Below are 12,848 nucleotides of genomic sequence, written 5' to 3'. Positions count from 1 at the left end.
CATGCCCGCCTACATCATCGCCGACGTGAACGTGACGAATCCCGCGGCCTATGAAAACTACAAGAAGCTGACCCCGAACGCGGTCGCCCAAAATGGCGGGCGCTTCATCGCCCGCGGCGGGCAGGCGGAGGAGCTGGAAGGCGGCTGGCAGCCCAACCGCGTGGTCATCCTGGAATTCCCGGACTACGCCGCCGCCAAGGCCTTCTACGACAGCCCCGAGTACCGCGAAGCGCGCGAGGCCCGGAAGGACGCCGCCGACTTCCGCATGATCGTGGTGGACGGCGCCTGACGCTCCCCGGAACAAGAAAAAAAGCCGTGCGGAGCCGCACGGCTTTTTCTTTTGGGAAAGGGAAGGGGGTCTTACGCCTTCCTAACGCCGAAGCAATGCTCCGGACCGGGGAAGCTGCGGGCCTTCACCTCGGCGGCGTAGGTCGCGGCGGCTTCGCCGATGGCGGTGCCGAGCTGGGCGTAGCGCTTGACGAACTTGGGCTGGAACTCGCCGAACAGGCCGAACATGTCGTCGGACACCAGGACCTGCCCGTCACAGGCGGGGGACGCGCCGATGCCGATGGTCGGGATGGTCACATCATCGGTGATCTGGCGGGCCAGCGACTCCATCGTGCCCTCGATGACCAGGGAGAAGGCGCCGGCCTCGGCGATGGCGCGGGCATCGGCGCGGATGCGCTCCGCCGCTTCCGGATCGCGGCCCACCGCCTTGTAGCCGCCGAGCGCGTTGACCGACTGCGGCAGCAGCCCGACATGGCCCATCACCGGCACGCCGCGGGTGGTCAGATAGGCCACCGTCTCGGCCATCTCCAGCCCGCCTTCCACCTTCACCGCCTGGGCGCCGCTCTCCGCCATGACGCGGGCGGCGTTGCGGAAGGCCATCTGGGGGCTCTCCTGGTAGCTGCCGAAGGGCAGGTCGACGACCACGCAGGCGTGGCGCGACCCACGCACCACGGCCGCGCCGTGGGCGATCATCATGTCGAGCGTCACGGGAAGCGTGCTGTCGAAGCCGTAGACCACCATGCCCAGCGAGTCGCCGACCAGAAGCAGGTCGACGTGCGGGTCCAGCAGGCGGGCGACCGGAGTCGTGTAGGCGGTCAGGCAGACGATCGGCTCTCCGCCCTTGCGCGCGCGCAGCGCCGGCACGGAAACGCGCGGAGTGTCCTTGGATGCGCTCATTGGCGACCCTCCCCTTTGTATTTTCTTGGCAGATGTTTGTGCGGCGAAGCGGGCCGCAGATGCACCAAAACCGCCCACGCGCAGGCGCGGGGCGGCAGGTGCAAGACACAAGAGGGGCAAGCGCGCGAACGCGCTTGGATGCCCGGCGCGCCGAAGCGCGCCTGTCAATCCGGCGCGAAACGCGCCTGAGGATTAATAGCCCTCGCGCTCCATACGCTTGCGGAGCAGCTTGCGGGTGCGACGCACCGCCTCAGCCTTCTCACGCGCGCGCTTCTCCGAGGGCTTCTCGTAGTTCCGGCGCAGCTTCATTTCCCGGAAAATGCCCTCGCGCTGCATCTTCTTCTTCAGCGCGCGGAGGGCCTGATCGACGTTGTTGTCTCGGACCAGAACTTGCACGTTAACCGTCACCTTTATCAAGTGAGCCGAGTTGCCATGAAGCAACAAACAGGCATGCGACAGGCATGCGCTTTCGGGCGCACCCCTTGTGTGGACCTTTATGTAGCACGGACGGGGCCGCCTGTGAAGCGGAGTCTTCCAACCCTGCGTGTTCCGCTGCGACAATGCGTGGGCAAAACGGTTGCCCGGTGGCCCGTGGCGCCCAGATAATAGGGCATGGCCCTGTTGAAGATCGCCCGCATGGGGCACCCGGTGCTGCGCAAGGTCGCAGACCCTGTGCCCGACCCGACGGCCCCGGAGATCCGGCGGCTGGCTTCCGACATGATCGACACCATGCTGGACGCGCCCGGAGTCGGGCTGGCGGCCCCGCAGGTGCACGAATCGCTGCGCATGATCGTGTTCCGCGTTCCCGCCATGCGTTCCGGCGGCGAGTCGGTGGAGCCGACCGTCCTCATCAACCCGGTGATCGAGCCGCTGGACGATGGGGTGGAGCACGGGATGGAGGGCTGCCTGTCGATTCCCGAGCTGCGCGGCGTCGTTCCGCGATTCGCGCGCATCCGCTACCGCGGAGTCGGGCTGGACGGCGAACCCATCGAGCGCGAGGCGTCGGGTTTCCACGCCCGCGTCATCCAGCACGAGTGCGATCACCTGGACGGCGTGCTTTACATCGACCGGATGACCGATCTGCGCTATCTGGCCTTCACCGACGAGGCGCATCACGTGACCGAGGCGCTGGAACAGCAGGAGGGGAGAGACTGACATGGACGCTGCGCTGGATATGGACGCGGTGCGGGACGACATCCTGCTGTCCACGCTTCCCAACATCGTGTTCGACGGCTGGAGCCTCCAGGCGCTGCGCGACGGCGCCCAGATGGCCGGCTACGACACGGCGACCATGCACCGCGCCTTCCCCGGCGGCGTGCCGGAACTGGCCGAGCATTTCGGTGCCTGGACCGACCGCCGCATGCTGGCCGAATTGGACAAGCACCCGCTCGACGAGATGAGGGTGGGGGAGAAGATCGCGCTCGCCATCCGCACCCATTTCGAGGTGCTGGAACCGCACATGGAGGCCAAGCGCCGCTTGCTCGCCTATCTCGCCATGCCGCAGAATCTCGGCATGGGGCTGACCATGCTCTACCGCACGGTCGACGCCATGTGGTTCGCGGCGGGCGACACGGCCACCGACTTCAACCACTACACCAAGCGCGCCACGCTGGCCGCGGTGCTCAGCTCCGCGACCTTCTACTGGCTGGACGACCGGTCGGAGGGCCATGCCGAGACCTGGGCCTTCGTGGACCGCCGGCTCGGCGACGTGATGAGCATGGGCAAGGCGATGTCCGCCATGGGCCGCGCCGGCCGTCTGCTCAGCCATTTGCCGAGTCCGGCGCGCTTCGCCCGTCAGGTCCGCCAGCGTGCCGGCGCCGCTCCGGTGGACACCGCCTCCGCCCATATGGCCGAGAACATCTGACGACTCAGGCCCCGGCCTTCTTAAGGGCAGCTTTCTTGCGGGACGGTTTCCTGACGGCGGCGGTGCGGATCGCCGCCGCCAGGGCCGGACGGGCCCAGAGCAGAAGCTCGTCCGGGTCGTCCAGCGCCGAGTCGGGCGGGGGGAAGTAGGGCAGGACCGTCGGCTTGTCGTCGAAGGGTTTGAAGGGGCGCAGGCCCAGCGCCTCGTACTCCGGCCGGTTGCCGTCGTCGGTCTTGAAATACAGGATGTTGCGGGCGACCAGGGCGAAGACGACGCCGTCGCAATAGACCGCGTAACCGCCGAACATGCGGCGGGCGGTGATGGCCCCCAGCGGCGTCAGCGACTCGCACAGGAAACGGACGAGTTCGCTGACCGTGGCCATGCTCGGGAGCCTGTTGGTGAAAGCCTATTTTTTGCGGAAGGCGTCGAGCGCGACGACCTCGCCGCGCTTCGGCTCCTCGCCGGAACGGTCGGAGTCAGGCTTGCCGGATTCGGCCTTGCCGATGTCCGACTTGGCGAGCTTCGCGATAGACGGCTTCGCCCCGTCCTTGCCGTCCGCAGCCTTCTTCTCCGACGCCTCGCGCGCGGGGATGGTGGCGATCTCCGCCGATTCGGCGGGCTCCACGGGCTGGAACTGGAGGGCGAAATTCTCCGACGGATCGGCGAAGGTGGTGATGGCGGCGTAGGGGATCACCAGCCGCTCATGCACGTTGTTGAAGCTCAGCGTCACCTCGAAATGATCGTCCAGCGCCTCCAGCCCGTAGAACTGGTACTGGATGACGATGGTCATCTCGTTGGGATACTGGGACGACAGATATTCGGGGATGTCGACGCCCGGGTAACCCGTCCGGAAGGTCAGGTAGAAGTGATGATCGCCGGGGAGCCCGCGGTCCGTCACCTGGCGGAGCGCGTCACGGACGACACCGCGCAGGGCGGCCTCGACCATGCGGTCATAACGCAACTGCTCTCTCGGCATTCTTGGGCGGGTCCTTAACGCCAGACGGGTAAGTGTGGGCCTTCTGTTGCTAGGCGGCCCACGGCCCCACCCTCAGGTGCTACCCATCGGGGATTGATTTCGGTCAGTCACCGCCGTTAGGCGGCAACGGCGACCGGAGCAACGTTGTCGTTGGCAACTATTGCAATGGCCCGATAACGGCGGAACCATGCCGGGCGAAGACCATGCCTTTACCACGCGTGTCGATCCTATTTCGCCCCCAACGAACCCGCTCCCTACGGCAACGCCCGAGAGACCGGTGGTTTGTTTGGTGGAGGCGCCGGGTACCGCCCCCGGGTCCACAACGCTTATTCCGCAAGGCGTTTATCGCCATAGTCGGCTGCTGCCGACGGACCCAATATAGGCCCTTCGTCCGAAGATGGAAAGGGGGTGCGACGGATTCTGACCCGACGCCCTTGCGAAGGGGGTGACTGTCCGGGTTCGCGGACGTAGAGTGCCGCCCGAATTCAGTCCCCGGAGTACCCATGCCGATCACGCCCGAGCAGCGCGCCGAGATCGACCGCCTGCGCGCCGTCACCGCCACCACCCGCCGCGCCACCGTTCCGGCCCTGGAGGAAATCCTCTATGAGCCGCTGGAGGTCCTGGACCACGGCTTCGTGCGGGTCGTCGACTACATGGGCGACGATTCGGCCGTCGTCCAGGCGGCGCGCGTGTCCTACGGCAAGGGCACCAAGAAGGTCACCGAGGACGCCAGCCTCATCAAGTATCTGATGCGCCACCGCCACTCGACCCCTTTCGAGATGTGCGAGATCAAGTTCCACGTCAAGCTGCCGATCTTCGTCGCCCGCCAGTGGATTCGCCACCGTACGGCGAACGTGAACGAATACTCCGCGCGCTACTCCATCCTCGACCGCGAGTTCTACATCCCGACGCCCGAGAACCTGGGCGCCCAGGCCGTCGTCAACCGGCAGGGCCGCGGCGACGTCCTCCAGGGCGACGAGGCGGCGTCGGTGATGAAGCTGTTGCGCGACGATTCGGAGGCCGTCTACGCCCACTACGAGGAGATGCTGAACCAGCGCGAGGACGGCACCACCATCGAGGAGGGCCGCCAGGGACTGGCGCGCGAACTGGCGCGCATGAACCTGACGCTGAACTACTACACCCAGTGGTACTGGAAGGTCGATCTCCACAACCTTCTGCATTTCCTCAGCCTGCGCGCCGACCCGCACGCCCAGTACGAGATCCGCGTCTACGCGGAGGCCATGCTGGACGTGGTGAAGCGCTGGGTCCCCGCCGTGTTCGACGCCTTCAGCGAGTACCGGCTGGGCGGCACCCACATGTCGAAGACCGGACTGGAGGTCGTGAAGCGCCTGCTCTCCGGCGAGGCCGTGACCCAGGAGGCCAGCGGCCTGTCCAAGCGCGAATGGCGGGAGCTGATGGACCAGCTCGGCCGCGCCGAGTAACGCCCGTTCCAATCTTCGAAGGATCACCGCCATGACGCCGCCCCCGATGACTCCGCACGAGGCCGATGGACTTCACCGCCAGGGTCTCGTCGCGGCGCAGGCCGGGCGGTTCGACGAGGCGCTGGAGCTGATCGGGCGGGCCATCGCCGCCTATCCCTCGGTCCCCGTCTGGTGGGCCAACTATGGGCTGGTGATGGAAAGCCTGGGCGACGTCGCCGGGGCGGCCAACGCCTATGCCGGGGCGCTGAACCTCGATCCGTCGCTGGAGATGGCGATGGACGGGCTGCTCTCCATGGCGGAGGCGGTGCGCCGGGCCGGCGATTCGGCCCGCGCGGAGGCCTTCTTCCGCCGTGCCATCGCGCTGAACCCGAAGACGCTGGTGGCCGTTGCCAATCTGGGCGTGCTGCTGCGCGCCCAGGCGCGGCGGGCGGAGGCGGTGACGCTCTATGAGAGGGCCGGGCGGCTCGATCCGGCCAACTGGGCGCACCCCTACAACCTCGGCAACGCGCTGGCCGAAATGAACCGGCTGGGCGAGGCCGACGACGCCTATGGGGCGGCGCTCGCCCTGGCGCCGGGCCGGGCGGAGGTGCGGGCGAACCGCGCCACCCGCGTGCTCGCCATGCAGGGGCGGGCGGCGGAGGCCCTAGCGGAAATCGAAGCCGTGGTGGCGCAGCACGGCACCGTCGATTCGCTGCACGCCTCGCGCCTCTACCTGATGCAGTTCGTGCCGGGGTTGGCCATGCCGGCCATCGCCCAGGCCCACGCGGATTGGGGCGCCCGCTACCCCGACCGCCCGGCGCCCGCGGTGGCCGCTCCGGCCCCGAAGATCCGCATCGGCTATGTCTCGCCGGACTTCCGCGCACACCCCGTGGGCTTCTTCCTGGAGCCGGTGCTGGCGAACCACGACCGCTCGGCCTTCGAGGTCGTCTGCTATGCCAACACCGCCAACCCGGACTGGAAGACCGAGCGGCTGATGGCCCACGCCGACCACTGGGTCTGGACCACCGGCATGGACGACGCGGCTCTGGCCCAGCGCATCCAGGCGGACGGCATCCACATCCTGGTCGATCTGGCCGGCCAGACCTTCGGCAACCGCCTGCCGGTCTTCGCACGCCGCGCGGCGCCGGTGCAGGCGACCTGGGCGGGCTATGTCGGCACCACCGGCCTGCCGGCCATGGACTATCTGATTTCCGATTCGCGGCAGAGCCCGCCGGGATCGGACGGCTGGTGCATCGAGGGCGTCGTGCGCATGCCCGACGCCTACGTCCCCTGGGCGCCGCCCGAGGACGCGCCGGCCGTGGCTCCGCTGCCGCTGGTGACGCGCGGCCACACCACCTTCGGGTCTTTCAACGCGCTGCCCAAGCTGAACGCGGAAGTCGCGGCGCTGTGGGCGCGCGTGCTGGGCGCCGTCCCCGGTTCCCGCCTGCTGCTGCGCACGCCGGGGCTGGACGACGCCGGCACCGCCGCGCGCACGCTGGCCCTGTTCGAACGGGCCGGGCTGGACCCGGCGCGGGTCGATCTGCGGGGCGGGGCGCCGCACCGGGAGTTCCTGGCCGGCTATGGGGAGGTCGACGTGGCGCTCGACCCCTTTCCCTATTCCGGCGGTCTGACGACTTTGGAGGCGCTGTGGATGGGCGTGCCGGTGGTGACGCTGGACGGCGACCGCTTCTGCGCCCGCCATTCGGTGACGCACCTCGCCTCGGCGGGGTTGTCCGATCTGGTGGCCGACGGACCGGACGGCTACGTTGCCAAGGCGGCGGCGCTGGTGGCCGACCCGGCGGTGCTGGCGGCCCTGCGCGGCGGGCTGCGGGACCGGCTGGCGGCATCCCCGGCGCTGAACGGCGTGCGCTTCACCCGCGCGCTGGAGGCCGCCTTCGGCGTGATGTGGCAGCGCTTCCAGGCCGGGCAGGGGCGGGCGAGCTTCGCCCTCAGTTTCGACTGAAGAGGATCAGGCGCGCTCCGACCCCGGCGCGCCGGTGCTCCACAGCAGCCCCAGCACCACGCCCTTGCAGCGCGGCAGCAGCAGGCCGGTCAGCAACAGGGTCAGCAACGGCCAGATGGTGAGATGCACCCAGGTCGCCGGCTCGTAGCGCTGCTCGACCGACAGCACCGCCGGGATGATGATGTGGCCGACGATCAGGATGGTCATCCAGGGCGGGGCGTCGTCGGCGCGCAGATGGCCGAACGCCTCGCCGCAATGGGCGCAGTGGTCGACCGGCTTCAGGTAGTTCCGCAGCAGGCGCCCGCGTCCGCAGGCCGGGCATTGCCCCATCAGCCCGCGCAGCGCCGCCGTCGTCTTCGACCGCGCGCCGTCCTGAGTGCCGTCTTCCACCGTCCTGTCTTCCGCCGTCATGACCGTACCTCTGCGATCCGCTCCCCGAAGGGCCTCATATGGGGAGGGAGCGACCGATCGTCACGCCGTTCCGTCGCCCGCACCCCGGGGTTGCGCCGCGCGCAGGGCCTCCACGCGGCGGGCGATGTTCTCCAGCCGCATCTGAAGCTCATGGGCGCACAGCGCGTGCGCGGCGGCGCGGGCCTCCGCCTCGATGTCGGCGATGGCGGATTCGAGGGCTTGGAGTCGGGCGTGGAGTCGGGCGTCGTGCGGGTCTTCGCTCATCGGATTCCTGCTCCGGCAGTTGACGGACCGGCCCCTGGGCGTCTACGGGATGCACAAACCCCCTCCGGGAGCCTGGAGCCATGACGATCACCCGCCTGTTTCTCGCCGCCGCCACAGCGGCTGTCGCGCTGACCAGCGCCGCCGCCTTCGCCCAGACCAAGACCGTCGCGATCACCGCCATCGTCGAGCATCCGGCGCTGGACGCCACGCGCGACGGCGTGATCGAGGCGCTGAAGGCCGCGGGCTACACGCCGGGTGACACCCTGAAGGTCGAGTATCAGAGCGCCCAGGGCAACCCCGCGACCGCCGCGCAGATCGCGCGCCAGTTCGCCGGCGCCCGTCCGGACGTGATCGTTCCGATCTCCACCCCCTCCGCCCAGGCCGTCGTCGCCTCGACCCGCGAGATTCCGGTGGTCTTCACCGCGGTGACCGACCCGGTCGGCGCTCAGCTCGTCCGCAGCCTGGAGAAGCCGGGCGCCAACGTGACCGGCGTGTCGGACATGGCCCCGGTGGCCGAGCATGTCGCGCTGATTCGCGAGATCGTGCCGTCGGTCAAGCGTCTGGGCGTTCTCTACAACGCGGGCGAGCCGAACTCCGTCTCGCTGGTCAAGGCGCTGAAGGACGAGGCGCAGAAGGCCGGGCTGACCGTTGTCGAAGCGACCGCCACCAAGTCCGCCGACGCCCAGCCCGCCGCCCGCAGCCTCGTCGGCAAGGCGGACGCGATCTACGTGCCGCTGGACAACACGGTCGTCTCGGCGCTGGAGAGCGTCGTCGCGGTGGGTCAGCAGGCCAAGCTGCCGGTCTTCTCCGCCGACACCGACAGCGTGGCGCGCGGCACGGTGGCGTCCATCGGCTTCGACTACCGGCAGGTTGGCCGCCAGACCGGCGAGGCCGTGGTCCGCATCCTCAAGGGCGAGAAGCCGGGCGACGTTCCGGTGACCTTCGCCAAGGGCACCGACCTGTTCGTGAATCCGAAATCCGCGGCGGCGATGGGCGTGACCATCCCCGAGGCGGTGACCAAGCGCGCGACCAAGGTGGTCGGGCAGTAAGTTGTTTCGCAGTAAGTTGTTTCATTGAGGGGGAGTGGTTGCGGAGGGCCCCCCTCCCGACCTCCCCCCGCTTCGCAGGGGGAGGAGTTTAAGCCCTCCCCTGCGGAGCGGGGGAGGGTTTGGGTGGGGGCCCGCCTCGACACGCCCCAAGGACCGATCATGAGTGAAATCGCCTTCTTCGGGGCCGTCGAGATCGGGCTGGTGTACGCGCTGGTCGCCCTCGGCGTGTACCTGTCCTTCCGGGTGCTCGATTTTCCGGACCTGACGGTGGACGGCAGCTTCCCGCTGGGGGCGGCGGTCTGCGCCACGCTGCTGGTCGCCGGGGTCAACCCGTGGATCGCCAGCCTCGTCGCGGCGCTGGCCGGCTCGATGGCCGGGCTGGTCACGGCGACGCTGAACGTCCGCTTCAAGATCCTGCACCTGCTGGCCAGTATCCTGACCATGATCGCGCTGTTCTCGGTGAACCTGCGCGTGATGGGCCGCCCGAACGTGGCGCTGCTGATGCAGGACACGGTGCTGACGCCCTTCTACGGGCTGGGGCTGCCCGACCATGTGGTGCGGCCGCTCGTCGTGCTGGTCGTCGTCGTCGTGATTGTCCTGCTGCTGACCCGCTTCCTGAACAGCGAGTTCGGCCTCGCCATGCGGGCGACCGGCGTCAACGCCCGGATGGCCCGCGCGCAGGGGGTTCAGACGGACTTCCACATCTACGCCGGCATGGCCCTGTCGAACGGGCTGTGCGCCCTGGCCGGCGCGCTGTTCGCCCAGACCAACGGCTTCGCCGACGTGACCACCGGCATCGGCACCATCGTGGTCGGTCTGGCCGCGGTGATCGTCGGCGAGACGGTGCTGCCGGCCCGCGCGATGCTGTGGGCGCTGGTCGGCTGCGTCGTCGGCTCCATCCTCTACCGTCTGGCGGTCCAGCTTGCCCTGTCGGCGGACGCCATCGGGCTCCAGGCCTCCGACCTCAACCTCGTCACCGCCGTCCTGGTCGCGGTGGCGCTGATCCTGCCGCGGATGCGGCTGAAAGCCGCGTCGAAGAAGAGGGAGGCCGCCCGATGATCACGGTCAACGGCATCCACGTCACCTTCGGGCGCGGCACCCCGCTGGAAAAGCACGCCCTGCGCGGCGTCGACCTGACGATCCCGGAAGGGCAGTTCGTCACCGTTATCGGCTCCAACGGCGCCGGCAAGTCCACCTTCCTGGGCGCGCTGGCCGGCGACGTGATCGCCGAGGAGGGCCGCATCGCCATCGACGGCGTGGACGTCACCCGCTGGGCGACGCCGAAGCGCGCCTCGCTGGTCGCCCGCGTCTTCCAGGACCCGATGGTCGGAAGCTGCACCGCTCTGACCATCGAGGAGAACATGGCGCTGGCCGCCGCCCGCGGGCGCATCGCCGAGCTGGGGCTGGGGCTGGAGAACCGGCTGCACGACCGCATGGGCCTGCTGTCCGGCGGGCAGCGGCAGGCGGTCAGCTTGCTGATGGCGACGCTCGCCGGGTCGAAGATCCTGCTGCTCGACGAGCACACGGCGGCGCTTGACCCCGGAACGGCGGAGTTCGTGCTCGGCCTGACCCGCCGCATCGTCGAGGAGAACCGGCTGACCACGCTGATGGTCACCCACTCCATGCGGCAGGCGCTGGACTATGGCGACCGCACGGTGATGCTGCACGAGGGGCGGATCGTGCTCGACGTGTCGGGGGAGCAGCGCGCCGGGCTGGACGTGCCGCATCTGCTGGCCCTGTTCGCCAAGCAGCGCGGCGGCGAGGACATCACCGACGACAGCCTGCTGATCGGGTGAGGCCGGGGGAGGGGCGTCAGACGGTCTTGCGGTCCGGCTCCCCATCCGGTTCCTCGCGGTCGGCCTCGAACAGGGCCTGAAGCTCGGCGGCGGCCTGACGGGAGGTCTGGATCAGGCGGTTCTCGTCGTAGTGCACGGCGTGCTGCCGGATCAGCGTGCGCTCGTCGTGCTCGCGGAAGGTGTCCAGCGTGTGCCGGGTCTCCTCCGGCGGCAGGCCCAGCGATTCCAGCACGCCGCCGGTCAGCCGCAGGCTGGAATCGTAGGTCTCGCGCACGAAATGCGTGACCCCGCGGTCCATCAGGAAATGGGCGTGGCGGCGGTTGCGGGCGCGGGCGTGGATGACGAGGTGGGGGAAATGGCGCGTCGCCAGCTCGACCACGCGCAGCGACTGCTCCATGTCCTCCAGAGCCACCACCAGCACCTTGGCCTTGTCCGCTCCGGCGGCGCGCAGCAGGTCGAGCCGCGACGGGTCGCCGTAATAGACTTTGTTGCCGAATCGCCGCACGACGTCGACCTGCTCGGCGCTCTGCTCCAGCGCCGTGAAGGGGATGCCGCGCATCCGCAGCACGCGGCCGACGATCTGCCCGACCCGGCCGAAGCCGCAGATCAGCACCGGCGGCTCCCCGTCCGGCGCGATGGTGTCGTAGGGGCGGACGGGCTTCACGATCAGCCGCGGCGCCAGCCAGCGCTCTTCCGCCGCGAAGACGAAGGGGGTGGCGATCATCGACAGCGTGACCACCAGCATGGCCGTCGCCGCCTGCCCCCCGGTCATCGCCCCGACGCCGACGGCCAGCCCGAACAGCACGAAGCCGAACTCGCCGCCCTGGCTCAGCACGGTGGACAGCCGCGTCGAGCCGCCCGGACGCAGGCCGGACAGGCGGGCCAGCCCGAACAGCACTGCGGCCTTCAGCGCCATCAGCCCAAGCGCCAGCGACAGGTAGCGCACCGGCTCGGCCATCAGCGCCGCCACGTCGGCCCCCATGCCCACCGACACGAAGAACAGGCCGAGCAGCAGCCCCTCGAACGGCGCGATGTCGGCCTGCACCTCGTGCCGGTACTCCGAATCGGACAGCAGAACCCCGGCCATGAAGGCGCCGAGCGACATGGACAGCCCCGCCCAGGCGGCGAACAGGGCGGTGCCCAGCACGATCAGCAGGGCGGTGGCGGTGAAGATCTCCGGCGTCCGGGCGCCGTCCACGATGCGCAGCACCGGGCGCAGCAGATAGCGCCCGCCGGCCAGGATCACCGCGATCGCTCCGCCGGCCTTCAGCACGGCCAGCCACGCGGTTCCCGCGTCCGGCACCTCCCCGGCGCCGTGGCCGAGCAGGGGCAGCAGCGCCACCGCCGGGATGATGGCGAGGTCCTGGAACAGCAGGATCGAGAAGGCGCTGCGTCCGGCGTTGGTGGTCAGCAACTCCCGTTCCGCCAGCATGGGCAGCACCATGGCGGTGGAGGACAGCGAGAGGCCGAATCCGGTCACCGCGGCGGCGGCGGGGGTGAACCCCAGCAGGAAAATGGTGGCGGCGGCGATCACGACGGCGGTCACCGCGACCTGGGCGCCGCCGAGCCCCAGGACCGATCGTCGCATCACCCACAGGCGGGCGGGGCGCAACTCCAGCCCGATCAGGAACAGCAGCATGATGACGCCGAGTTCCGAGACGTGCCGGATCGCCTCGACGTCCGTCACCAGCCCGAGCCCGCCCGGCCCGATGGCCAGCCCCGCCGCGAGATAGCCGAGCGGCCCGCCGAAGCCGATCCTCTTGGCCACCGGCACCGCCAGGACCACGGCGGCCAGCAGCACCACCAACGTCACGAAGTCCGGCATCGGCCCCACCCCCTAAAGGCTTTTCCCCACCCTAACCCTCCCCCGCTAACGCAGGGGAGGGAACTTAGGCCCTCCCCTGCGTTAGCGGGGGAGG

At 69.4% G+C, this 12,848-nt stretch carries 15 protein-coding genes and 1 other RNA gene; 8 read left to right on the top strand and 8 right to left on the bottom strand.

What is annotated here, in order from left to right; translation table 11 throughout:
• Nucleotide 1 precedes the first annotated feature (1 nt).
• On the top strand, nucleotides 2-289 hold the full coding sequence (locus Sp245p_RS10790; protein WP_014239970.1) for a DUF1330 domain-containing protein: 288 nt from the start codon (nucleotides 2-4) through the stop codon (nucleotides 287-289).
• 71 nt (nucleotides 290-360) lie between these two features.
• Here Sp245p_RS10790 and panB read toward each other — a convergent pair whose 3' ends face one another.
• Entirely contained in the window at nucleotides 361-1,185 is an 825-nt protein-coding gene (gene panB / locus Sp245p_RS10785) for a 3-methyl-2-oxobutanoate hydroxymethyltransferase (RefSeq protein WP_014239971.1), read from the bottom strand.
• A gap of 192 nt (nucleotides 1,186-1,377) precedes the next feature.
• Nucleotides 1,378-1,581 (bottom strand): 30S ribosomal protein S21, encoded by a 204-nt coding sequence (gene rpsU / locus Sp245p_RS10780; RefSeq protein ID WP_012974546.1) that lies wholly within the window; start codon nucleotides 1,579-1,581, stop codon nucleotides 1,378-1,380.
• A 216-nt stretch (nucleotides 1,582-1,797) separates the two neighbouring features.
• On the opposite strand from rpsU, the gene def reads away from it, so the two are divergent.
• Both def and Sp245p_RS10770 read left to right on the top strand, forming a co-directional pair.
• Nucleotides 1,798-2,340, top strand: coding sequence for a peptide deformylase (def, locus tag Sp245p_RS10775; protein ID WP_014239973.1), 543 nt, complete (start codon nucleotides 1,798-1,800; stop codon nucleotides 2,338-2,340).
• Nucleotide 2,341: 1 nt separating this feature from the next.
• On the top strand, nucleotides 2,342-3,049 hold the full coding sequence (locus tag Sp245p_RS10770) for a COQ9 family protein (protein WP_014239974.1): 708 nt from the start codon (nucleotides 2,342-2,344) through the stop codon (nucleotides 3,047-3,049).
• Between the two features lie 4 nt (nucleotides 3,050-3,053).
• Here Sp245p_RS10770 and Sp245p_RS10765 read toward each other — a convergent pair whose 3' ends face one another.
• From Sp245p_RS10765 to ssrA, 3 genes are all read right to left on the bottom strand, one after another.
• On the bottom strand, nucleotides 3,054-3,431 hold the full coding sequence (locus Sp245p_RS10765) for a TfoX/Sxy family protein (RefSeq protein WP_014239975.1): 378 nt from the start codon (nucleotides 3,429-3,431) through the stop codon (nucleotides 3,054-3,056).
• A 24-nt stretch (nucleotides 3,432-3,455) separates the two neighbouring features.
• Nucleotides 3,456-4,025, bottom strand: a complete 570-nt coding sequence (locus Sp245p_RS10760; protein WP_041810983.1) for an SspB family protein — start codon at nucleotides 4,023-4,025, stop codon at nucleotides 3,456-3,458.
• A gap of 31 nt (nucleotides 4,026-4,056) precedes the next feature.
• Nucleotides 4,057-4,433, bottom strand: a transfer-messenger RNA (tmRNA) gene (gene ssrA / locus Sp245p_RS10755).
• Nucleotides 4,434-4,528: 95 nt separating this feature from the next.
• On the opposite strand from ssrA, the gene thyX reads away from it, so the two are divergent.
• Nucleotides 4,529-5,467: an FAD-dependent thymidylate synthase gene (thyX, locus tag Sp245p_RS10750; protein WP_014239977.1), complete on the top strand. Its 939-nt coding sequence runs from the start codon at nucleotides 4,529-4,531 to the stop codon at nucleotides 5,465-5,467.
• A gap of 31 nt (nucleotides 5,468-5,498) precedes the next feature.
• A complete protein-coding gene (locus Sp245p_RS10745) occupies nucleotides 5,499-7,409 on the top strand; it encodes an O-linked N-acetylglucosamine transferase, SPINDLY family protein (protein ID WP_014239978.1) in 1,911 nt (636 codons plus the stop codon).
• A gap of 6 nt (nucleotides 7,410-7,415) precedes the next feature.
• On the opposite strand, the gene Sp245p_RS10740 is transcribed toward Sp245p_RS10745, so the two are convergent.
• Both Sp245p_RS10740 and Sp245p_RS10735 read right to left on the bottom strand, forming a co-directional pair.
• Entirely contained in the window at nucleotides 7,416-7,820 is a 405-nt protein-coding gene (locus Sp245p_RS10740) for a DUF983 domain-containing protein (protein ID WP_014239979.1), read from the bottom strand.
• A 60-nt stretch (nucleotides 7,821-7,880) separates the two neighbouring features.
• On the bottom strand, nucleotides 7,881-8,084 hold the full coding sequence (locus tag Sp245p_RS10735; protein WP_014239980.1) for a hypothetical protein: 204 nt from the start codon (nucleotides 8,082-8,084) through the stop codon (nucleotides 7,881-7,883).
• An 80-nt stretch (nucleotides 8,085-8,164) separates the two neighbouring features.
• Between Sp245p_RS10735 and Sp245p_RS10730 the strand changes: the two genes are divergently transcribed.
• The 3 genes from Sp245p_RS10730 to Sp245p_RS10720 all read left to right on the top strand — a co-directional run bounded on the left by Sp245p_RS10730 (nucleotide 8,165) and on the right by Sp245p_RS10720 (nucleotide 10,929).
• The gene (locus tag Sp245p_RS10730; protein WP_014239981.1) at nucleotides 8,165-9,133 is read left to right on the top strand and encodes an ABC transporter substrate-binding protein; all 969 of its coding nucleotides are present in this window, start codon (nucleotides 8,165-8,167) and stop codon (nucleotides 9,131-9,133) included.
• A 159-nt stretch (nucleotides 9,134-9,292) separates the two neighbouring features.
• Nucleotides 9,293-10,192, top strand: a complete 900-nt coding sequence (locus Sp245p_RS10725; protein ID WP_014239982.1) for an ABC transporter permease — start codon at nucleotides 9,293-9,295, stop codon at nucleotides 10,190-10,192.
• Nucleotides 10,189-10,929, top strand: a complete 741-nt coding sequence (locus Sp245p_RS10720; protein ID WP_109138493.1) for an ABC transporter ATP-binding protein — start codon at nucleotides 10,189-10,191, stop codon at nucleotides 10,927-10,929. Before Sp245p_RS10725 ends, Sp245p_RS10720 begins: the two co-directional genes overlap by 4 nt.
• Before the next feature lie 16 nt (nucleotides 10,930-10,945).
• Here the strand turns inward: Sp245p_RS10720 and Sp245p_RS10715 are convergent, their stop codons facing one another.
• Entirely contained in the window at nucleotides 10,946-12,754 is a 1,809-nt protein-coding gene (locus Sp245p_RS10715; RefSeq protein WP_109138492.1) for a monovalent cation:proton antiporter-2 (CPA2) family protein, read from the bottom strand.
• Between the last annotated feature and the right edge of the window lie 94 nt (nucleotides 12,755-12,848).

It is taken from the genome of Azospirillum baldaniorum, assembly GCF_003119195.2.
Taxonomy (GTDB): domain Bacteria; phylum Pseudomonadota; class Alphaproteobacteria; order Azospirillales; family Azospirillaceae; genus Azospirillum; species Azospirillum baldaniorum.
This window is presented reverse-complemented; position numbering and strand designations above follow the sequence as displayed.